We start from the raw sequence: 19,422 nt of genomic DNA on the forward strand, positions 1-19,422 counted from the left end.
TCAATACAAACCGAATCGGGAAATCTTTCATCATATCACCTACTTGATGAAGAATCGTCAACGTCGTTTTCCCTTATCGTATCAACGGTTTGCGACCATTGTAAAGATGTTTTGTCACGGATTCAGGAAATGATAATAGCTTCCTCCCTTTTCCATCAGCTCTTCATGCGCGCCTCTTTCGACAAAAAAGCAGAAAAAACCTGCCAGCGGTGCCGAACAGGCTTTTTTCACGCCGCTATTTATTTTTGGTAAGCTTGAAACATCGCGTACCATTTGTCGATAAACTCGGGCGCAAACGGCCCTTTTCGCTCTTGAATCCAGCCGACAAGCTTATGGACGTTGTCTTTTAAAATGCGGTCAATCACATCCGGATAGTGCATCTCGCGGCGGTGCCGTTCGTACTCATCCTCATCGAGCAGCATATACGTCATGTCCGGAAACACTTTAATGTCTAAATCGTAATCGATGTATTTGAGCGCTTCCTCATCCCAAACAAACGGTGAACTTAAATTGCAGTAATAATACACCCCGTCCTCGCGGATCATGGCGATAATGTTAAACCAGTGCTTAGCATGAAAAAAACAAATCGCCGGTTCGCGCGTCACCCACGTCCGGCCGTCCGCTTCCATGACGAGTGTTTTGTTATTGCCGCCGATCACATACGATGGCGTTCCTTTTAACACGATCGTTTCGTTCCAAATGCGGTGAATCATCCCATTATGTTTGTAGCTATGGATTTGAATGATTTTCCCTTCCCGAGGATATGCTGGCATCATTCTTCCCTACTTTCCGACGGGAGCTTTTCTTCTGTATTATACCGTGTTCTTTTGGCAATGAAAAGAAAAGCGGGCCGCTTTGCCCAGGCCGGAACGGCCAAGCGGCGCGCTCCGTCTAGGCTCTGGACGCCATCTGTCCGAGAAATGCGCGGCGGATGTCTTCGACTTGCTGCTTCATTCGCCGCACTTCCTCGCGAAGCGCGGAGGTCGGCGCTTCGCGTTCGAGCTCGTCCAACTCGCGAGCAAGCTGGTCGCAACGTTCCATCTCATGCCGCAAAAACAGCGCTTCGTCCCCGGCATTCATCCACCCATGCCCCATCATTCTTCCTCCATTCTCCCTTCCCCTTTTGCCTCCTGGCTTTAACAAAACAGTTCGCTCCTTAAGCCGTTAATCCCTTTCGCTAATCTTGCAAAAGAGTGGCGGTTTTTGTCGCAAAAAAAGCAGGGGCGCGCTGCCCCTGCTTTTTCCTTCCATCTTCGGCCTATCGCCTGCGCTCTTGTAGCAACATACGCCGTCGTCACAACCGCCAGGCGTCAGCCATGGATGATCGTTGGTTATTGATTGACATTTTGCGCTTTGTGAGCTTCCGCTTGCGCATTTTGTTGTTTTACTTGTTGCACATTCGTCTCAGCCGCAAATTCCGTTGCGAATTGGCCTGCTTGAGCAGCTTGAGCCGATTGGGCATTTTGTTGTCTTACTTCTTGAATGTTCGTGCCAGCTGCTGTTTTGTTCGGTTGTTTGGCCATTGTTCTCACCTCCACGTGCTTTACTATGCCCCGGAGGTGACGGACTTATCCGTGGACACTACAAAAGCAAAGATCTTCCACCATCAACAATAATCGTCTGCCCGCGAATCATCTCGGCGGCATCGGATAATAAAAACAAAACGGCGTTGACGAGATCGTCCGGTTTGACTGGGCGCCCAGCTGGCGTGTTGGCCGCCGCATCGGCGAGCAGCTCGTCGCGGTTCGGAAAATGCTTCAACGCCTCCGTATCAACTGCTCCGCCGGAAACGGCGTTGACGGCGATGTTTTTCGGCGCCAGCTCGACAGCTAAGTAGCGGGTCAGCGCTTCCAGAGCGGCTTTCGAGACGCCGACCGCCGTATAGTTTTCCAAATAGCGGATCGACCCAAGCGAGCTGATGCTCACAATTTTCCCGCCGCCAACCCGCTCCATCCGTTTCGCCGCTTCTTGGGCGCAAAAGAGAAGCGCTTTGCTGTTGATGTTCATCGTCCAGTTCCAATGCGTTTCCTCAAGTTCCAGCGCCGGGCGCAGCACGCCGGAGGCAGCGTTGTTCACGAGCACGTCGACCCGTCCGAACGTTTCATCAATTTTGGCAAACATCGCCCGGATTTTCTCGACATCGCCAACGTTCGCTTTGACGACGAGCGCTTTTCTCCCGAGCGCTTCAATTTCACGAGCCGTTTCTTCAGCAGCGGTTTTGCTGCGGGCATAATTGACCACGATATCATATCCTTCTTGCGCCAGCCGCAGCGCAATGGCTTTGCCGATGCCGCGGCTGCTTCCTGTCACGACCGCTACTTTTCCACTCATGTTTTTCCGCCCCTTTACGTATAATATAGCCGAATTCCACCGCGAAGGAGGCGCAGCCTATGTACGTTGGCCGCGATATGACAGAATTGTCCATGATCCCGAAAACGGAATGGACAGACGACGAACTCGCTCATTTTCACCATTCATTCCAGCAAATCGCTCCGTATTTAAACGCCGAAGGGCAAACGATCTACCGCGAAATTCTCGAAGAAATCGAAGCGCGCGGCGGCCTTGGGCGCCGTGAAGCGACGTATACAAACGGCACGATGACAGTGCCTGACTAATGCAGGCGGCGCGCTTCGCCTGCCTGTTCTTTGTACTCACGCCAAATACGCTGGTGTGACACCGGAAACACATAAGACTCAAGCTCGTCGCCTGGCACGAGCCGGAGCGGCTCTTCCACCGGTCCGCCGTCAACTAGACGCCCGCGATACACCGTCAGCCGCCAAACTAGATGGGAAAACGCGTGATCAAACGAGGCAAACGGCTCGGCCAGCTCGATTTGCAAACCGTACCGCTCATGCAACATTTGTCCGAGCTTCTCTTTCCCTTCTTCCCCGCCTGTTTCACAGCCCGGGAATTCCCATAAATTCGCCAACAAGCCGGTGTTGCTGCGCTTGCGGATGAGAATGCGTCCTTCATCATCGGCCAGCACCGCTACTGCGAGCGCCACTTGTTTGACCGCTGTTTTTTTCGTTTTCACCGGCAGCTCTTCCGGCACCCCTTCGGCGAACGCTTGACAGTAGGCTTGCACGGGACAAAGAAGGCATGATGGGCGGCGCGGCGTGCAAACAAGAGCGCCAAGCTCAATCAGCGCCTCGTTAAACGCTCCCGGGTTTTCGTACGCCATAATCTCGCGGACGATTTGTTCAAACCGTTTTCGCGTCGATGGTTTCGCAATATCATCCGTCACGAAAAACAAGCGCGACAACACACGCATGACATTGCCGTCCACCGCCGGTTCCGGCACGCCGTAGGCAAGGCTCAACACCGCCCCGACTGTGTACGGACCGACTCCTTTTAGCTTCGAAAACTGCTCCGGATCGTCCGGCACCTGCCCGCCGTACCGTTCCTTTACTTCCTTGACCGCCGCGTGCAAATGGCGGACGCGCGAGTAGTAGCCAAGCCCTTCCCACGCCTTCAGCACCTCGTCTTCTTCAGCCTCGGCGAGCGCCTCTAGCGTCGGAAACTGTTCCATAAACTTTTCAAAATACGGGATCACCGTCTCGACGCGCGTCTGCTGCAGCATCACTTCCGACACCCATACTTTGTATGGGTCTCGGTCTTTTCGCCACGGCAAGTCGCGGCGCTCCCGGGCGAACCAGTCAAGCAAATCGCGCTGAAACTCGCGCGCCGGAAACCGCTTAGTCCACGTTGTGATTTTCACTATTCTTCCCCCATGATGCCTATTGTCCATCCCATTATATCAAAAAGCCCTCGGCGTGGCTTGCCGCACGCCGAGGGGAAACGGAAGGAAATCGTTCTCAACTTTCCTTAGCCGCCGAAACATAGGCGATTTGTTCATGCTGGGCGCGCAATCGCCGCAGCAAACCCGAACCCCATAATCGCCAGCCCTGTAGCCAACCCGCGCCGGTCCGGGAACCATTTCACAAGCGTCGACACCGGCGCAATGTATCCGACGCCAAGCCCAATTCCTCCCAACACCCCGTAAAACAAATACAGCAAGTATTTCGAACCAAGCGCCACGGCCAAACCAGCCCCCGTCACCCCGAGGCCAAAGAAGACGGCCGCCAATAGCCCGGATTTCCGCGGCCCGTGTTTTTCCACAAAATGGCCAAGGAACGCAGCCGACAAACCTAAAAATAAGATGGCAATGCTGAACGTGAGCGCCACTTCCTGGTCCGACCATCCAAACAATTGTTTTAACGGATTGGTGAAATTGCTCCACGCATAAACAGACCCAATCGAAATATGAATGCCGACAGCCGATAACGCAATGAGCCAACGGTTTTTCACAGCCTCTCCTCCCCTTTTACCCGATGATGATCCGACTCTCATGCGTATACACGTTAAACGCCTGCCCGCGCAAAAAGCCAACGACGGTTATGCCGAGTTCATCCGCCAAATCCAAGGCCAGCGTCGTCGGCGCCGATTTTGAGAGCAGGACGCTCACTCCCATTTTCGCCGCCTTTAACAGCACTTCCGATGAAACGCGGCCGCTGAATACAATGAGCTTGTCTTTCATCGCAACTTGATGACGCAGGCAATAGCCATACAGCTTATCGAGCGCGTTGTGACGCCCGATGTCAGAGCGAATCACGACCATCTCATCCGGTGTGGCGAGCGCGGCGTTGTGAAGACCGCCCGTCGCCGCAAAGTCCGTCGACCGCTCGTGCAGCGCTTTCATGAGGCGAATGCAGTCATCCGCCTTCACCGTGATGCCGCCGACGATCGTTTTCGCCGTTTTCGCATCGTTGTAAAAATAAAACTGCCGACTTTTTCCGCAACAAGAGCCGATGAACCGCTTGGCATAAAACTGTTTGGCCGGCAATCCGCCCGCGGCGAGTTCGACATAAGCAAAGCCCCGCTCCCCATCAATGGTCATCCCTTTGATGTCACTGCACGTCCGAATGACTCCTTCCGAGGCTAAAAATCCGATTACCAATTCATCTAGATGCGCCGGCGTGCAAACGATGGTGGCGAACTCCTCGCCATTGACCATGACCGTCAACGGAAACTCAAGCGCAATCTCATCTTCCTCCTCAGCCAACTGGCCGCCATCATATCGAACGATCAGCCGCCGTTTCGACGCAAACCCGCTCACCTTGCCATTCCCCCTTTCCATGCAAAATAAAACCGCCGCCTTCCGGACAAGAGGACACACTCGCCCCCTGTCAGCGAAAAGCAGCGGTAGTTTGCGCCCAGCACTTCTGCAGCGAAACCAACGCACATCCGTTTCCGAAACCTGCCTGCCAAGCGGCAAAACCGTTTAGCCGGCGAGGCTTCTACTATTTTCATCGTGCTAACTATTCATAAACATACCACGAACAGCAACGAAAAACAATTGTTTTTGTTCACAAAATCGTCACAATTCAATCGGTTTTTCAAATACAAAAACGGAAACAGCCATATCCTCTTCCACTTTAATATCACTGAACAAATAAAGAAGCTTCGAACCGAAAAGCTCTTCCATGCCGTCCGGCACATGTTGGGCGTACACGTCTTGGATCATTTTCGTTCTCGCCGCATGCACCATCTCCCGTCCCTCCGGCGTGCGGGCGATAAATTTCTCCGTCGGCGTCAAATTGCCGTGCAAAATCGTAATCGCCAAATTGTCGACAAAATACGTTTTGATCCGCTCGGGCCCTTTGCCAAACAGCTGTTTGCGCACTTTACGGACAATATCATTAAACGCGGCTTCCTTTTTTGACATCTGCCTCCCTCCTTTCACCAGCGCCTGAAAAACTTCTTGCGAATCCATTGTGTTCTCCATCCGGCCATACTATAATAAATCATAGCAAACGTATACACAGTGGAAAAATAATAAGGCCGAACGCCGCCTTGTTATTTTTCTACGATTCTAGCAGACGCTGGATTGGTTGTTTAGTACCGCCATGCTAAAGAACTACTCCACCACGATGAAGCACGATTCTCATCGCTGGTGGGGTTTTTATTTTGCGAAGGAGGAGCGATCGATGGAAGCGCAACTCGTGACAGTGACCATTAACGGTCGTCCGTACCGCGCCAAAGAAGGGATGACCATTTTGGAAGTCGTCAATGAGCACGGCATCCCGCATCCGCAAGTTTGTTACACGCCGGAGCTTGGCGCCATTCAAACGTGCGACACGTGCATCGCGGAGGCGGACGGAAAACTCGTGCGCGCCTGTGCGACGCCGGTTGAGGACGGCATGACCGTCGAACTCGGCTCGCCGCGGGCAAAAGCAGCGCAAAAAGAAGCGATGGACCGCCTGTTGGAAAATCATCTCTTGTACTGTACGGTTTGCGACAACAACAACGGCAACTGCAAGCTCCACAACACCGCGGAAATGATGCAAATTGAACATCAAACGTATCCGTACCGGCCAAAAGTCGACCCGTCCGAGGTGGACATGTCGCATCCGTTTTACCGCTACGACCCGAACCAATGCATCGCCTGCGGGCAATGCGTAGAAGCGTGCCAAAACTTGCAAGTGAACGAGACGCTGTCCATTGACTGGAGCGCCGAGCGGCCGCGCGTCGTCTGGGACGGGGGCGTGCCGATCAACGAGTCGTCGTGCGTCAGCTGCGGGCATTGCGTCACCGTCTGTCCGTGCAACGCCTTAATGGAAAAATCGATGCTCGGCGAAGCCGGATTTATGACGGGGCTGGACAAAGACGTGCTCAATCCGATGATCGATTTCGTCAAAGAAGTGGAGCCGAATTACACCGCCATTTTCGCCGTTTCCGAAATTGAAGCCGCCATGCGCGAACAACGGATCAAAAAGACGAAAACGGTTTGCACGTTCTGCGGTGTCGGCTGTTCGTTTGAAGTGTGGACGAAAGGGCGGAAAATTTTAAAAATCCAGCCGGTTTCTGAAGCGCCGGTCAACGCCATTTCGACATGCGTCAAAGGGAAATTCGGCTGGGATTTCGTCAACAGCGAAGAGCGCCTGACGAAACCGCTCATCCGCAAAGGCGACGTCTTCGTCGAGTCGACATGGGACGAAGCGCTCGACCTCGTTGCCGAAAAATTGGGCGCGATCAAGCGGCAATACGGCGGCAACGCCATCGGGTTTATTTCGTCATCAAAAATTTCCAACGAAGAAAACTATTTAATGCAAAAACTGGCGCGGCAAGTATTTGAAACGAACAATGTCGACAACTGTTCGCGCTACTGCCAATCGCCGGCAACCGACGGCCTGTTCCGCACGGTCGGCATGGGCGGCGACTCCGGCACGATTCATGACATCGCTTCTGCAGGTCTAGTCATCATCATCGGCGCCAACCCGGCGGAAGGGCACCCGGTCATCGCCACCCGCGTCAAACGGGCGCATAAACTGTTTGGGCAAAAACTCATTGTTGCGGACTTGCGCCGCAATGAAATGGCCGAGCGGGCTGATTTGTTCATCCGCCCCAAACAAGGCACCGACCAAGTATGGCTGATGGCCGTGACGAAATACATCATCGACCAAGGCTGGCACGATGAGGCGTTCATTCGCGAACGCGTCCATTTCTTTGAAGAGTTTAAACAATTGCTGGAAAAATATACGCTTGATTATGCCGAACAAGTCACCGGCGTCGCCAAAGCCGATCTCATCCGCATCGCCGAAATGATCCATGAAGCGGACGGCACGTGCGTCCTCTGGGGCATGGGGGTCACGCAAAACACAGGTGGCAGCGACACATCGGCGGCGATTTCCAACTTGCTTTTGGCAACCGGCAACTATGGCCGTCCAGGGGCGGGCGCGTTCCCATTGCGCGGTCATAACAACGTCCAAGGGGCGTGCGACATGGGGTCGCTTCCAGCTTGGCTACCGGGCTACCAACATGTGACCGATGATGCGGCGCGAGCAAAATTTGAAAAAGCGTACGGCGTCCGCATTGATGCGAAACCAGGCCTTGACAACATCCAAATGCTCGAAGCGGCCGAGCGCGGCGAACTGAAAGCGATGTACATCGTCGGCGAAGACATGGCGCTCGTCGACTGCAACGCCAACCACGTGCAAGAGACGTTGGCGAAACTTGATTTTGTCGTCGTCCAAGACATTTTCTTATCCAAAACAGCGCAATTTGCGGATGTCATCTTGCCAGCGGCGCCGAACTTGGAGAAAGAAGGAACATTCACGAATACCGAGCGCCGCATCCAACGGTTTTATCAAGCGCTCGAACCGCTCGGCGATTCAAAACCGGACTGGTGGATCATTCAAGAAATCGCCAAACGGCTTGGCGCCGATTGGCATTACGCCGGTCCGAAGGAAATTATGGATGAAATCGCCAGCCTCGCCCCGCTGTACTCGCAGGCGCACTATGACCGGCTCGAAGGCTGGAACAGCCTTTGCTGGGGCAGCTATGATGGCGCCGATACGCCGCTGTTGTACAAAGAGCGGTTCAATTTCCCGGACGGCAAGGCCCGCTTTGCGCTGGCTGATTGGGTCGAACCGGTGCAATATCCGGAAGAGTACGATTTGCTCGTCAACAATGGCCGACTGCTTGAACACTTCCATGAAGGAAACTTGACGTACAAATCAAAAGGCATCGAGCATAAATTCCCAGAAGTGTTTGTCGAAGTATCCCCTGAACTCGCCAAGGAACGCGGCATTGAAGATGGGGCGCTCGTTCGGCTCATCTCGCCGTACGGCCGCGTCAAAGTGCGCGTGCTCGTCACCGACCGGGTCAGAGGCAACGAGCTGTTTTTGCCGATGCATTCAATGGCCAATGAGAGCGCGATTAACATTTTGACCGGACCGCAAACCGACCATCGCACGAATACGCCGGCCTACAAACAAACGCGGGTGCGCATGGAAGTGATCGAACGCTCGGGAGACACGCCGTTGCCGCGCACGAATCCGCGCTTTAAACAGCGCCATCCGCAAAACGGCGTTGAAGTCGAGCGGAAATGGCAGCGCCGCGACTACGTGCCGCTCACAGACGAGGAAAAAGGGGTGAAAGTCGGTGGCTAAACCGATTGCCACGATTCAGAAACGCCAGATGAACGAAGAAGAAAAGCGGTCCGAAGCGCTCGCAAAGCTAAAAGCAGCGGTCGGCGACAGCGAAGAAGCAGTCCGCGAACTATTGGACATCATCGAACAGCTCCACGAAAGCGGCTTGCTTGAAGCAGCCAGCGCTTTGTTAAAGTCGCGCGAAAAGGTGGCCAAAATCGTGGTCGGCCAACTCAATCAAAAACCGGTGACGACGATGATCAACCACGCGTTCGCCTTGGCTGGCCTCGCCTCTTCGCTCGATCCAGAAAAAACGGCCAAATTGCTTGAGCATATCGCCGAAGGCGCCATGGAGGCGTACGAACAGACAGCTGTTGAGACGAAAAAGATCGGGCTGTTTGACCTGTTGAAGGCGCTGAACGATCCTGATGTCAACCGCGCCATTCGCTTTTTCCTGTCCGCGCTTAAAGCGATTGGCCAGCGGCTTGGAGCTGACAAATGAAACCTCTTCTTCCAAAACCAACAGCGTCCTGTGCAAAAGCAGGGCGCTGTTTTGTTTGCCAAAACACCATCCGCTGCCGGCTTGCGTCGGCAATGAATTTTAGTGATTCCGCCCCTCCTCAGCTGTCGGCGTCGTATGATACAATAGCCATACCGTTGTTTGCCCCAACTGGACAAGAGAACGGTTATTGGCCCGACCCCGGGCGGGATATACTAACAAACGACGCTGACAAAGGAGGCGCCTTCACGTTGGATACAGGCACACATGTTTTGATGGGAGTGGCGCTCGGCAGCTTAGCATCGCTCGACCCCGCCATTGCCCATGACCCGTTTTTATCCCATGCCGTATTGATTGGCACGCTCGCCGGATCACAGGCACCCGATATCGATACGATTTTAAAGTTGCGCAATAACGCCAAATATATTCGCAACCATCGCGGCATCACCCATTCGATTCCCGCCGTTGTCATTTGGCCGCTGTTGATCGTCGGCATCATGGCCGCCGTCTATCCGGAAACGGACTGGCTCCGCGTTTGGCTTTGGACGTTTGTGGCTGTTGCCTTTCACGTGTTTGTCGATATTTTTAACGCTTACGGGACGCAAGCGCTGCGCCCGTTCACAAAAAAATGGATCGCCCTTGGCGTCGTTCATACGTTTGATCCCGTTATTTTTGCGCTTCATTTGCTCGGCGTCGGCGCCCTGTTTCTCAACGTCCACCCCGGTTATGCGTTTCTCGTCGTTTATGCGCTCGTGGCCGCGTATTATATGTTCCGCTTCCGCGAGCAAGCCAACATTAAACAGCTCGTGCACGCCTCTATACAAGGAGTGACGGACATCATTACTGTGCCGACGTGGCGGCCGCGCGAATGGCATTTAGCCATTTCAACCTGCGACGAATTTTACGTTGCCCGCGTCAAACACGGCGAGCTCATCATCCTCGACCGCTTCCAAAAACGACCGCTTCCCGACCACCCGGTGATCAACGCCGCCAAGCGCGATGAAAACGCCGCCGCCTTTTTGTCGTTTTCCCCGGTGTACCGTTGGGAAATGAACGAATACGACGACTATTATGAAGTGCGCTTTACTGATTTGCGCTACCGGAGCAAAGGATACTATCCATTCGTGGCCGTCGTTCAGCTAGACCGCAACCTCAACATTGTCAGCTCATACACGGGCTGGATTTTCAGCGAAGGAAGGCTGCGGAAAAAGCTCGAGGTGGCGCCAAACTGACAGAGCGGCTTGTTTTGATCCCAACAATTTGCACACATAAGCGCCCCCCTTCGTTTCATAATAAGAATACGTGTTGGCCATCCAACACGAGCTCGCCTCAAAAGGGGGAATGGGCCGTGCGAAATAAGGAGCGCAACTTCCCGAACCAAAACAACAACAAGCTCGAAGGCGAGCCGCGCGCCAAAGCGGAATACGCGTCCAAGCGGGCTGACGGGACGACCAACACTCACCCACAAGAGCGGATGCGCGCTTCAGGCAAGCGCAGCGACTTCTTCTAAAGAGAGAAAAACCGGGGAGCATGGACACATTCGCCTGCTCCCCGGCACATTCAGCAGCGAGGTGAACGGTCATGAGTCACCATCAGCGCAAAAAATTTTATGACAACTTTTACTCGAATCCGTTCCAGCAGCCGTGGGCCAATCCGAAACACGCTCATTCGCAGGTGAACGGTGAAACGCAGCAAACGCTCGACCTCGTCATTTTAGAGCGGCAGACGCGCAAGCAGTCGTAGCGAAAAAACTTAGGGGTTGTTCCCCCTAAGTTTTTTTCTTTCGACTCGCTTTCCGGCTGGTTGCAAACTGAGCCCGCCTGTCATGAGGAGGGCAAATTCGGCTTGCGGAGCAGCGAAATCGGCAACGCTTCTTCCTCCCCGTTTCCTTTCAGCCGCCAGCCCCAGGCAAATACTCCTTTTAAATAGCGAACTTTGAAATATTCCCCAGGTGCTCCTTCAATTTCATAAATCTCTCCCGGGGGAAAATCAGCAGGGTTAAGCATATACGCTTTCGCCATGGCCATTTTTCGCTCATAGACAGCATATTCATTCACCATGCCCATCTGCTCCGCCTTGCGCGCTTTCTCAGCCAACACGGCGATTTCCCGCTGCAACTCCTCTTTCGTCATCTCGCTATACCGTTTTTGGTCCTCTCTCATGGTCACGATCCCCCTTTTTGGTTTTCACCGCTGCCTTGCCCGCGCAGCCATTCATCGATCAAGTCGAGTGAAAACCCTTTCCGATAAAGGGCTTGGCGCATCTTTTGCTCATAAAGCGGCCGCGGGTGGTGCGCATAACGGCGGTGCGCTTTCTCCGCCTGAACACTGAGCGCCTCCCGTTCTTCTTGTTCAGTATGAGCGCCGCCATCCGCCAAAACGGCGGCAATCACCTCATGCGGAAACCCTTTGCGCATCAGCTGCTGCCGCACCCGTTCCAAAAACGCGCGAGCCGATTCAGCCCGGCGCTGTTTTTTCGCTTTTTCGTAAAGCGAGCGGGCGATGGCCATCTGTTCATCCAACGTATACTCCGCCAAACTCTGCTCGATCAAGCAGCCCAAAACACCGAGCCGTTCCAGTTCAGCGCGGATGAGAAGCGGCCCTTTCGCCGCCGTCTTTTTTTGCGTGCGCACGTAGGCGGCCGCAAACGCCCCGTCATCAACATACCGCTCAGCGCGAAGTTTTTTGAGCACTTCATCAATCACCGAATCCGGAGCGCCTTTTTTTCGCAAGTGTGCGGCGACCTCATGCTCCGAACGCATCCGGTGCGCCAAAAAGTAAAGCGCCTGTTGATACGCCTTTTTCACCTCATCGGCATACACAATATGTTGAAGCAGGTCGTCGCTGATCTCCAGCCCTTTTTTCAAGCGGAATTGAAGCAATACATCTTGATCAACTGTCAATCTCAACGACGGTGCGCCGTCACGGTGCACGACAATCCAAAATCGTTCAGCATTTTGTTCGGTTGCGACAATGTCGGCAATCGTTCCCATTGTTTGTCCCCCTTATCTTTTATGGTATCATAAGCAGGAACTTCTGACACCAAAAGCGAAGTCATAAAATAAACCAATGGAAGGGGAATCAAGATGCGCATCGCCATCAATGGCGGAACCGGGCTGATCGGCCAGGCGCTCGCCCGCCATTTTTCCGATCAAGGACATGACATCTACATTTTCACCCGCTCTCCCAAACCTTCCGAAGGCAACATTCATTATCTTTCCTTCGACAACGACCGAAAGCCTGAAGTTGTCGATGTCGCCATTAATTTAGCCGGGGAGCCGCTCAATCGAAAACGTTGGACGGCAAAGCAAAAAGAGGTGATTGTTAACAGCCGCCTCCGGGCAACGGAGGCAATGGTGAACTACATTCGCTCGCTGTCCGAACGGCCTATCTTATTCATCAATGCCAGCGCCATCGGCATTTACGGCACTTCGGACTCCGCGACATTTACGGAACAAACAGCCGATTACGGCAGCGATTTTCTCGCCAAGACCGTTCAGGCGTGGGAAGCAGCAGCGAGCCCCATCGAACAACTCGGCATCCGCACCGTCTACGCTCGCTTTGGCGTCGTGTTTGCCCGACATGGCGGCGCCTTGCCGATGATGGTCATGCCCTACCGTTTGTTCATCGGCGGCCGGGTCGGCAGCGGACGGCAATGGCTGTCATGGATTCATCTTAAGGACGTCACCCGCGCAATCGCCTATATTGTTGAACATGATAAGCTGTCGGGTCCCGTCAACTTCACCGCTCCCCATCCTGTGCAAATGGACGAGTTCGGTCGTACGGTCTCCCGCCTGCTTCGCCGCCCGCACTGGCTTCCGGTTCCCGCCTGGGCACTTCGCCTTGTCCTCGGCGAAATGAGCATGCTTGTTGCCGAAGGGCAACGCGTCATTCCGGAAAAGCTGCTGCAAGCTGGGTTCCGCTTTTCGTTTCCAACGTTAGAAGATTGTCTCACGGATTTGTTTTTGCCGCAAGGCTGACAAAAAATATCCAAAAAAAATTAACAAAAAAGCAATTCCCTTTTTTCATCTAATCGTGTATGATAAAGAAGACTTCAGGGCAGTTGTTGTTCATAACCGCATACGGACAGGAATAAGGGGAAGGCAAATGGTGCGCCACCAGCGCTCGCGCTGGTTCTAGTGGGTTCGATTCCCACCCCGAAATTTTTTTAACGATGTTTTTATAAAAAAATTTCGAGGGTGGTTTCCCGCTAGGAGGCTGCCCTCGGCATCCAAAGGAGGGATTGGCCATGTTGAAAAAACGCGAGCTGCAAGACTGCCATGCGCTGTACGAGCTGATGGTGCATCCGGACGTCTTCCCTTTCGTGCGCCAAAAAGCCGGCTCGTACGAAGAGTTTTTATTCATGACGAAACAGCTCATGGAGGCGGAAGAACGAGGCGAGCTCATTTCGCGCACGATTTTGGACGAATGGGGAAACCCGATCGGCACGATCAGCCTCTTTGACATTCAAGACGGCGCCGGCTTTTTAGGAACGTGGCTTGGCAAACCGTACCACGGGCGCGGCTACAATCAGCGCGCCAAGGAAACGTTTTTCCACGAACTGTTTTATGAGCTTTCCATCGAAACAGTATTTTTGCGCATCCGCAAAGTCAATGTTCGCTCGATCAAAGCGGCGGAAAAACTGCCGTACGTCACGCCGGCCAACGAAACGCGGCGGGCGCTGCTCGAGCAAATCGGCGCGGATGTATACAATTTGTACGAAATTACAAAAGACAACTACACGCTTTATACGATGCGCCATCCCTCCTTTACGCTGGAAAAGGAACAACGAAAAGAAGCGTAAGCGCGGAAGGACGCATGACGATCGAAAAAGAGGCTGTCCGTTCGGACATCCTCTTTTATTTATGCATAAAAACGGCTGGCCTCGTCCAAAATGGAACTAAAGGCATATCATGCAAAGCGAGGGAACGAGCGATGGCGGAAAAACGAAAACGTGAAAAAGTGAAGCATACGTTGACAAGCGCCCAAGAAGTAAGCTATGCCCGCGATTTTAAAATGGCGGACCAAGCGGGCGGTTACACTGCCAAAAAAGCGCGCCATTAGAAATGATTGCTATTTATATGGCGGCGCCGTCCATGCCATGCTAATGAATGAATCGTACGATTCACACTTCTTTATAGGGGGCATGGACGATGGGCCGATCTCGCGGACAACGGACGCGCGACAAAAACAAGGCAACTTTGCCGCAGGTTCCCAAACAATTGAAATCTGACGGCATTGACGTCGAATATTCGGCGGAATTTGCCGACCATGAAGACCTCGAGGCGCAGGCGCGCGCGGCCGCTGCTGGCATCCGCCGGCAAGAGCGCAAACGGTAACGGAAAGAGGTGTCCTTTCAATGGGACACCTCTTTCCTGTGCAGACCGCACCGTTATGTCGCCGCCTCCCCCTCCGGTTCGAGCACTTGGCTGTATCGCCTGTAAAAGAGGCCGAGCTCCCCTTTGTAATTGTCTTTCCACGGTTTTTCTTTGCCGCAATAATGAATAAAGACGGTGTTTTCCTCGATCCACGCCAAATTATGTTTTGGGTTGGGCAACAGCTGCAAAAAATCGTAATAACGGGCATCATAGTTGTAACGGTAGCCATCGACCGGTTTGATTTTGTCCCAATACAGCCCGTTGAGCACATCTTGGTCAGGAAGGACAAGCTTAAACCGGTTGTCGCGGATAAACTGGTAAATGTCCGCGAGCCGGACGTGTTCGCGCATCGCCGCGATGTTCATCATCATGACGCCCGTGTTGAAATAGCCTTTCGCGTTCGGCGTTTTCAAGCGAAGTTTGTTGAGCAAATTGGCCACTTTGGTCGAATGCGTATGCTCGGCGGCGATAAACCAGTTCCCCTCAAAGTCCATCTCATACAGCTCATCGATCGGATTGATGGCGACAATGTCCGGATCTAAGTACAGCACCCGGTCGACATCGGGCGGAAGAAACAAATGCGCCGCCAGCCGGTAGTACATCTCAGCCGTATAGTGGCGAAACACCGGAGCATCATGAAACAGCTGCGGGTCGACATAAATTGGCACCAGTTCATGCCCTTGCTTGCGAACGAAATCACTAAGCGCCCGGATCTCCTCCTCCGCAATGCGCGAATAAAGCAAATAAAATGTAAACGGGCGCCGGTTATTGCAAAATAACGAATACATAAGCACTTTCAGCGGTGGAAGATAATTGGCGTCTGCCGTCACTAAAATGCGGAACATGCATCATCACTTCCTTTGCGTCATCGTTTCCCCTTTCTCTAATTATATCTGAACGCAGGCAAATGTTGCCCCCTTTTGGCCTTGGACAGCAATGTTTTCCTATCATCCTTTTCGTTGGATCATATTTCCTGTCCATGATATAGTGGAAAGAGAACAGAAAAAGGGGGATTGGAAACATATGGGGAATGTTCGTTGGGTGTTGGCTCTCATTTCGTTTTTAGCAATCACACTTTTCTCCTGCAGCAAACCGCCATCGCCGCACGATGCATTAAAAACGTACACCTCCTACTGGACGAAACAGCAATTTGCGAAAATGTACGACATGCTCTCAGAAGAAACGAAAAAAACAGTCGGCAAAGAGCAATTTGTTGACCGCTATAAAAAAATTTACGGCGACATCCAGGTGTCTCACTTATCCGTTGCCCCAGTCCCTGTTCAAACTGATAAAAAAGACGGTGACAAAACGGAAATCTCCTTGCCGTTTTCCGTAAAAATGGACACAGTTGCCGGGCCCGTGCAGTTTCGCCACGAGGCAAAGCTTGTCAAAGAACAATCCAATGACAAAGAACAATGGCGCATAAAGTGGGATCCGTCTTATATTTTCCCACAGCTTGGCCCCAATGACAAAGTGCGGCTGAACATCACGCCGGGAAAACGGGGAGAAATTATCGACCGCAACGGCCAGCCGCTTGCCATGAACGGTACGGCATATGAGATCGGAGTAATTCCAGGGCAAATGGGCGACAATGCGGAAACCATCAAACAGAAGCTTGCCTCGCTGCTTGGCGTTTCGCCCGAAATAATTACAGAAAAGCTAAACGCGCCTTGGGTGCGTCCCGATTATTTCGTACCGATTCAAAAGGTGTCGAAAACTGATAAGCGGGTTGAGGAAGCTCGCCGCATCCAAGCCGTCGCCGTTAAAGAAACGCCCGAACGGGAATATCCGCTTGGCGCAGCAGCCGCTCATTTAGTCGGGTATGTGGGCACGATCACGAAAGAAGAATGGGAGGCAAAGAAAGATGAAGGCTACTCACCAACCTCCCGGATTGGGAAACGCGGTCTTGAGGAGCTTTGGGAAGGGCGACTGCGCGCCCATGACGGAGCCCGCCTTTATATCGAAAAAGCGGACGGATCGACCGTGACCATCGCAGAAACAAAGCCGAGAGACGGCGAAACGATTGCGGTAACGATTGACGCCAAAGTCCAGCAGGCCATTTACCGCGAAATGAAAGGTCGCGCCGGCACAGCGGCGGCCATCCATCCGCAAACGGGAGAAATTTTGGCACTTGTCAGTTCCCCGTCGTTTGATCCAAACCGGTTCGTGCTCGGCCTTTCATCATCGGAATACGCAAAATGGCAAAATGACCCGCTCCGCCCGCTCGTTAACCGCTTTGCTGCGACCTATGCACCGGGATCAGCCATCAAACCAATTATTGCCGCCATCGCTCTTGAACAAGGCGCCATCACGCCAAAAGAAACAAAAACGATTCACGGCCGACGTTGGCAGCCGGATCGTTCATGGGGCAACTATTTCATCACCCGCGTCCACGATGGACCGGAGCGCGTCGACCTGACCAAAGCCCTTGTTTACTCTGATAATATCTACTTTGCCATGGCCGGCCTCGAGCTCGGCCCGGAACGGATGGAGTCCGGCCTTCGCTCATTCGGGTTTGGAGAAAAGCCACCATTTCCGTACCCAATTCCGGCGTCGCGTTTTTCCAATAGCGGGAGCTTGAAAACGGGACCACAACTGGCCGATACTGCCTATGGACAAGGGGAAATGCAAATGAGCATTCTTCACCTTGCCGCTGCCTACACCCCGTTTGTAACGGGAGGTGATTTGCTTCAACCGGTGCTCGAAAAAGGCCAACCGAAAACCGTCTGGAAACAAGGCGTCATCTCCAGCCAGACAGCCGCCATCGTCGCCGGCGATTTAGTCCGTGTTGTCGCTGATCCGAACGGAACGGCTCATGATGCTTACATCAAATCTATTCCGCTTGCCGGCAAAACCGGGACCGCCGAGCTGAAGCAGGAAAAAGGAACACAAGGAAAGGAAAATGGTTTGTTCGTTGCCTACCCGGCCGACCGCCGTGATCTGTTGCTTGCCCTGTTGATCGAAGGGGTGGAAAACGACGGCGGCAGCCGCTACGCCGTCAACGCAGCGAAGCGCATCTTTACTTCCCTCCGCTAGCCGATTAAGGCTGGCGGATGTTTTTTATACAAGTTAGATTATTTACAATTATCAAACAATATTTTATAATAAATGTATCGAGTCGTCTCCTGCCCGCTTCACCGCCCGGCAGATCAGACGGCTGGCATCACTGTTCATTGACTTCGCTACCCGTCACGGCAGCATTCATCGCTATGTTTGCCTTCCATATTATTGAAAAAGAACTGTGCGGCCTGACGGCATTTCCGCGCCGGAATGCCTTCTCAGTCCGTTCAAGCCGGTTCCTGTCTTTACCTTGCCTGGGAACCGGCTTTTTGCATGTCAGGAAAGGGGGGAAACGAATGGCGGGAGCGCTTGATGGCGTGCGCGTCCTTGACTTGTCGCGCGTATTGGCGGGCCCGTATGCGACGATGATTTTAGGCGATTTAGGGGCCGATGTCATCAAAATCGAAGCGCCGGGCGGGTCGGACGACACCCGGTTTTGGGGGCCGCCGTTCCAAAATGGGATGAGCGCCTACTACACGGCCGTCAACCGCAACAAGCGAAGTGTAACCGTCGATCTAAAAACAGAACAAGGGCGGGAAACCGTTCGCCGTCTGGCGGAGACAGCCGATGTCGTCATCCACAATTTCAAAACCGGGACGATGGACAAATGGGGGCTTGACTATGAAGCGCTGTCCCGCCTCAACCCGCGCCTCATCTACTGCTCGATCACCGGGTTCGGCGAAACCGGTCCGCTCGCTTCGCTTCCCGGCTACGACTACATCATTCAGGCGATGAGCGGCTGGATGAGCATCAACGGCACCGCGGACACCGGCCCGCTCAAAGTGGGAGTGGCCGTCACCGACGTGTTTACAGGGTTGTATGCGGCCATCGCCGTCGAAGCGGCGCTTTTGGCTCGTGAAAAAACGGGGCGCGGACAAAAAATTGATTTATCGCTCTTTGACTGCGCTGTCAGTGCATTGGTGAATGTGGCGGCGAACTACTTAATGTCAGGTGACATTCCGCAGCCGCTTGGCAATGAGCATCCGAACATCGTTCCGTATTCAACGTACGAGGCAAGCGACGGTCCGATCGTCATCGCCGTCGGCAATGACCGGCAATTTCAGGCGCTTTGCTCGCTATTGTCCGACCGCTCGATCGGGTCTGACCCGCGTTTTCAGACAAACCCAGGCCGCGTCGCCCATCGGGACGAACTAAACCGGCGGCTGAATGAAGAAATCAAGCGGCGGACGCGCGCCGAATGGCAGCGCCTTCTCGCTGAAAAAGGGATCCCGTGCGGCCCGGTGCAAACGATGGACGAACTGTTTCGCCATCCGCAAACCGACGCGCGTCATATGACGGTCACCATGCACCACCCAACCGTCGGTCCGCTGAAACTTGTCGCCAGCCCGCTCAAGCTGTCTGGGACACCGGTCTCCTACCGGCTGCCGCCGCCGCTCGCCGGCGAACATAACAACGAAGCCGAAACCAGGTGGCAAAACGATCCAGAAGCCGAAGGCAACGATAACGAATCGCCATAACCAACGCGAAGACAAAGTTTCTGGAAACGGCCGGCTGAACGCCCGCCAGTGCACTGGCATGCAATGGCAACCGCCTTT

General features: G+C 53.6%; 23 protein-coding genes and 1 pseudogene. 13 read left to right on the forward strand and 11 right to left on the reverse strand.

From position 1 onward, the window contains the following. A partial coding sequence (locus ETC02_RS17485) for a hypothetical protein (RefSeq protein WP_216367753.1) occupies nt 1-252 on the forward strand: 252 nt, incomplete at its 5' end. Here the strand turns inward: ETC02_RS17485 and ntdP are convergent. From ntdP to fabL, 4 genes are all read right to left on the reverse strand, one after another. Further along, nucleotides 240-773 carry a nucleoside tri-diphosphate phosphatase gene (ntdP, locus tag ETC02_RS08285; protein ID WP_050368233.1) on the reverse strand — a complete coding sequence of 178 codons (534 nt, stop codon included), beginning with the start codon at nt 771-773 and terminating at the stop codon, nt 240-242. The genes ETC02_RS17485 and ntdP overlap by 13 nt on opposite strands. Before the next feature lie 118 nt (nt 774-891). Beyond that, nucleotides 892-1,095, reverse strand: coding sequence for a YgaB family protein (locus tag ETC02_RS08290; RefSeq protein WP_232722201.1), 204 nt, complete (start codon nt 1,093-1,095; stop codon nt 892-894). Between the two features lie 236 nt (nt 1,096-1,331). Further along, nucleotides 1,332-1,523, reverse strand: coding sequence for a gamma-type small acid-soluble spore protein (locus ETC02_RS08295; protein WP_050368232.1), 192 nt, complete (start codon nt 1,521-1,523; stop codon nt 1,332-1,334). 58 nt (nt 1,524-1,581) lie between these two features. Continuing rightward, nucleotides 1,582-2,331, reverse strand: coding sequence for an enoyl-[acyl-carrier-protein] reductase FabL (gene fabL / locus ETC02_RS08300; RefSeq protein ID WP_050368231.1), 750 nt, complete (start codon nt 2,329-2,331; stop codon nt 1,582-1,584). Nucleotides 2,332-2,390: 59 nt separating this feature from the next. Between fabL and ETC02_RS08305 the strand changes: the two genes are divergently transcribed. Further along, nucleotides 2,391-2,615 (forward strand): hypothetical protein, encoded by a 225-nt coding sequence (locus ETC02_RS08305; RefSeq protein ID WP_033016704.1) that lies wholly within the window; start codon nt 2,391-2,393, stop codon nt 2,613-2,615. On the opposite strand, the gene mutY is transcribed toward ETC02_RS08305, so the two are convergent. The 4 genes and pseudogenes from mutY to ETC02_RS08325 all read right to left on the reverse strand — a co-directional run bounded on the left by mutY (nt 2,612) and on the right by ETC02_RS08325 (nt 5,725). Continuing rightward, complete coding sequence (gene mutY, locus ETC02_RS08310; RefSeq protein WP_050368761.1) at nt 2,612-3,712, reverse strand: A/G-specific adenine glycosylase; 1,101 nt, start codon at nt 3,710-3,712, stop codon at nt 2,612-2,614. The genes ETC02_RS08305 and mutY overlap by 4 nt on opposite strands. Nucleotides 3,713-3,858: 146 nt before the next feature. Beyond that, nucleotides 3,859-4,308 (reverse strand): annotated as a pseudogene (locus ETC02_RS08315) (MFS transporter); the annotation flags it as partial. A 16-nt stretch (nt 4,309-4,324) separates the two neighbouring features. Continuing rightward, nucleotides 4,325-5,116 carry a formate dehydrogenase accessory sulfurtransferase FdhD gene (gene fdhD, locus ETC02_RS08320; protein WP_050368230.1) on the reverse strand — a complete coding sequence of 264 codons (792 nt, stop codon included), beginning with the start codon at nt 5,114-5,116 and terminating at the stop codon, nt 4,325-4,327. Nucleotides 5,117-5,377: 261 nt separating this feature from the next. After that, nucleotides 5,378-5,725 carry a Na-translocating system protein MpsC family protein gene (locus ETC02_RS08325; protein WP_050368760.1) on the reverse strand — a complete coding sequence of 116 codons (348 nt, stop codon included), beginning with the start codon at nt 5,723-5,725 and terminating at the stop codon, nt 5,378-5,380. A gap of 262 nt (nt 5,726-5,987) precedes the next feature. Between ETC02_RS08325 and fdhF the strand changes: the two genes are divergently transcribed. The 5 genes from fdhF to ETC02_RS08350 all read left to right on the forward strand — a co-directional run bounded on the left by fdhF (nt 5,988) and on the right by ETC02_RS08350 (nt 11,172). After that, nucleotides 5,988-8,951 carry a formate dehydrogenase subunit alpha gene (gene fdhF / locus ETC02_RS08330; protein ID WP_033009886.1) on the forward strand — a complete coding sequence of 988 codons (2,964 nt, stop codon included), beginning with the start codon at nt 5,988-5,990 and terminating at the stop codon, nt 8,949-8,951. Then, a complete protein-coding gene (locus ETC02_RS08335; protein ID WP_050368229.1) occupies nt 8,944-9,432 on the forward strand; it encodes a helical membrane plugin domain-containing protein in 489 nt (162 codons plus the stop codon). Before fdhF ends, ETC02_RS08335 begins: the two co-directional genes overlap by 8 nt. Before the next feature lie 248 nt (nt 9,433-9,680). Beyond that, nucleotides 9,681-10,661 carry a metal-dependent hydrolase gene (locus tag ETC02_RS08340; protein WP_050368228.1) on the forward strand — a complete coding sequence of 327 codons (981 nt, stop codon included), beginning with the start codon at nt 9,681-9,683 and terminating at the stop codon, nt 10,659-10,661. A gap of 116 nt (nt 10,662-10,777) precedes the next feature. Further along, nucleotides 10,778-10,939 (forward strand): small, acid-soluble spore protein K, encoded by a 162-nt coding sequence (locus ETC02_RS17710; protein ID WP_033009883.1) that lies wholly within the window; start codon nt 10,778-10,780, stop codon nt 10,937-10,939. Between the two features lie 71 nt (nt 10,940-11,010). After that, nucleotides 11,011-11,172 carry a YpzG family protein gene (locus ETC02_RS08350; protein ID WP_171698207.1) on the forward strand — a complete coding sequence of 54 codons (162 nt, stop codon included), beginning with the start codon at nt 11,011-11,013 and terminating at the stop codon, nt 11,170-11,172. Between the two features lie 80 nt (nt 11,173-11,252). Here ETC02_RS08350 and ETC02_RS08355 read toward each other — a convergent pair whose 3' ends face one another. Beyond that, nucleotides 11,253-11,591: a YfhH family protein gene (locus tag ETC02_RS08355; protein ID WP_033009882.1), complete on the reverse strand. Its 339-nt coding sequence runs from the start codon at nt 11,589-11,591 to the stop codon at nt 11,253-11,255. Nucleotides 11,592-11,593: 2 nt separating this feature from the next. Beyond that, nucleotides 11,594-12,421, reverse strand: coding sequence for a recombination regulator RecX (gene recX, locus ETC02_RS08360; protein WP_033009880.1), 828 nt, complete (start codon nt 12,419-12,421; stop codon nt 11,594-11,596). A gap of 93 nt (nt 12,422-12,514) precedes the next feature. Here recX and ETC02_RS08365 point away from each other — a divergent pair, with 93 nt between their 5' ends. From ETC02_RS08365 to ETC02_RS08380, 4 genes are all read left to right on the forward strand, one after another. Further along, complete coding sequence (locus tag ETC02_RS08365) at nt 12,515-13,408, forward strand: TIGR01777 family oxidoreductase (RefSeq protein ID WP_063211286.1); 894 nt, start codon at nt 12,515-12,517, stop codon at nt 13,406-13,408. A gap of 269 nt (nt 13,409-13,677) precedes the next feature. Next, a complete protein-coding gene (locus tag ETC02_RS08370) occupies nt 13,678-14,232 on the forward strand; it encodes a GNAT family N-acetyltransferase (RefSeq protein WP_050368226.1) in 555 nt (184 codons plus the stop codon). A gap of 131 nt (nt 14,233-14,363) precedes the next feature. Continuing rightward, nucleotides 14,364-14,492 carry a YfhE family protein gene (locus ETC02_RS08375; protein ID WP_078172606.1) on the forward strand — a complete coding sequence of 43 codons (129 nt, stop codon included), beginning with the start codon at nt 14,364-14,366 and terminating at the stop codon, nt 14,490-14,492. 89 nt (nt 14,493-14,581) lie between these two features. Continuing rightward, on the forward strand, nt 14,582-14,767 hold the full coding sequence (locus ETC02_RS08380) for a YfhD family protein (protein ID WP_033009876.1): 186 nt from the start codon (nt 14,582-14,584) through the stop codon (nt 14,765-14,767). A gap of 53 nt (nt 14,768-14,820) precedes the next feature. Here the strand turns inward: ETC02_RS08380 and ETC02_RS08385 are convergent, their stop codons facing one another. Next, entirely contained in the window at nt 14,821-15,651 is an 831-nt protein-coding gene (locus ETC02_RS08385; protein ID WP_050368224.1) for a glycosyltransferase family 8 protein, read from the reverse strand. Nucleotides 15,652-15,829: 178 nt separating this feature from the next. On the opposite strand from ETC02_RS08385, the gene ETC02_RS08390 reads away from it, so the two are divergent. Both ETC02_RS08390 and ETC02_RS08395 read left to right on the forward strand, forming a co-directional pair. Next, nucleotides 15,830-17,842: a penicillin-binding transpeptidase domain-containing protein gene (locus ETC02_RS08390; RefSeq protein WP_015373962.1), complete on the forward strand. Its 2,013-nt coding sequence runs from the start codon at nt 15,830-15,832 to the stop codon at nt 17,840-17,842. A 320-nt stretch (nt 17,843-18,162) separates the two neighbouring features. Next, entirely contained in the window at nt 18,163-19,344 is a 1,182-nt protein-coding gene (locus ETC02_RS08395) for a CaiB/BaiF CoA transferase family protein (RefSeq protein WP_015373961.1), read from the forward strand. Nucleotides 19,345-19,422: the final 78 nt, after the last annotated feature.

This window comes from Geobacillus sp. DSP4a, assembly GCF_013096875.1.
GTDB lineage: Bacteria > Bacillota > Bacilli > Bacillales > Anoxybacillaceae > Geobacillus > Geobacillus thermophilus.

What these genes read in the sequence shown, in the direction of transcription:
- ntdP (WP_050368233.1), bottom strand. Translation starts at nt 773, where the DNA reads ATGCCAGCATATCCTCGGGAAGGGAAAATCATTCAAATCCATAGCTAC.
- ETC02_RS08290 (WP_232722201.1), bottom strand. Translation starts at nt 1,095, where the DNA reads ATGGGGCATGGGTGGATGAATGCCGGGGACGAAGCGCTGTTTTTGCGG.
- ETC02_RS08295 (WP_050368232.1), bottom strand. Translation starts at nt 1,523, where the DNA reads ATGGCCAAACAACCGAACAAAACAGCAGCTGGCACGAACATTCAAGAA.
- fabL (WP_050368231.1), bottom strand. Translation starts at nt 2,331, where the DNA reads ATGAGTGGAAAAGTAGCGGTCGTGACAGGAAGCAGCCGCGGCATCGGC.
- ETC02_RS08305 (WP_033016704.1), top strand. Translation starts at nt 2,391, where the DNA reads ATGTACGTTGGCCGCGATATGACAGAATTGTCCATGATCCCGAAAACG.
- ETC02_RS08325 (WP_050368760.1), bottom strand. Translation starts at nt 5,725, where the DNA reads ATGTCAAAAAAGGAAGCCGCGTTTAATGATATTGTCCGTAAAGTGCGC.
- fdhF (WP_033009886.1), top strand. Translation starts at nt 5,988, where the DNA reads ATGGAAGCGCAACTCGTGACAGTGACCATTAACGGTCGTCCGTACCGC.
- ETC02_RS08350 (WP_171698207.1), top strand. Translation starts at nt 11,011, where the DNA reads ATGAGTCACCATCAGCGCAAAAAATTTTATGACAACTTTTACTCGAAT.
- ETC02_RS08355 (WP_033009882.1), bottom strand. Translation starts at nt 11,591, where the DNA reads ATGAGAGAGGACCAAAAACGGTATAGCGAGATGACGAAAGAGGAGTTG.
- recX (WP_033009880.1), bottom strand. Translation starts at nt 12,421, where the DNA reads ATGGGAACGATTGCCGACATTGTCGCAACCGAACAAAATGCTGAACGA.
- ETC02_RS08365 (WP_063211286.1), top strand. Translation starts at nt 12,515, where the DNA reads ATGCGCATCGCCATCAATGGCGGAACCGGGCTGATCGGCCAGGCGCTC.
- ETC02_RS08370 (WP_050368226.1), top strand. Translation starts at nt 13,678, where the DNA reads ATGTTGAAAAAACGCGAGCTGCAAGACTGCCATGCGCTGTACGAGCTG.
- ETC02_RS08375 (WP_078172606.1), top strand. Translation starts at nt 14,364, where the DNA reads ATGGCGGAAAAACGAAAACGTGAAAAAGTGAAGCATACGTTGACAAGC.
- ETC02_RS08380 (WP_033009876.1), top strand. Translation starts at nt 14,582, where the DNA reads ATGGGCCGATCTCGCGGACAACGGACGCGCGACAAAAACAAGGCAACT.
- ETC02_RS08385 (WP_050368224.1), bottom strand. Translation starts at nt 15,651, where the DNA reads ATGTTCCGCATTTTAGTGACGGCAGACGCCAATTATCTTCCACCGCTG.
- ETC02_RS08390 (WP_015373962.1), top strand. Translation starts at nt 15,830, where the DNA reads ATGGGGAATGTTCGTTGGGTGTTGGCTCTCATTTCGTTTTTAGCAATC.
- ETC02_RS08395 (WP_015373961.1), top strand. Translation starts at nt 18,163, where the DNA reads ATGGCGGGAGCGCTTGATGGCGTGCGCGTCCTTGACTTGTCGCGCGTA.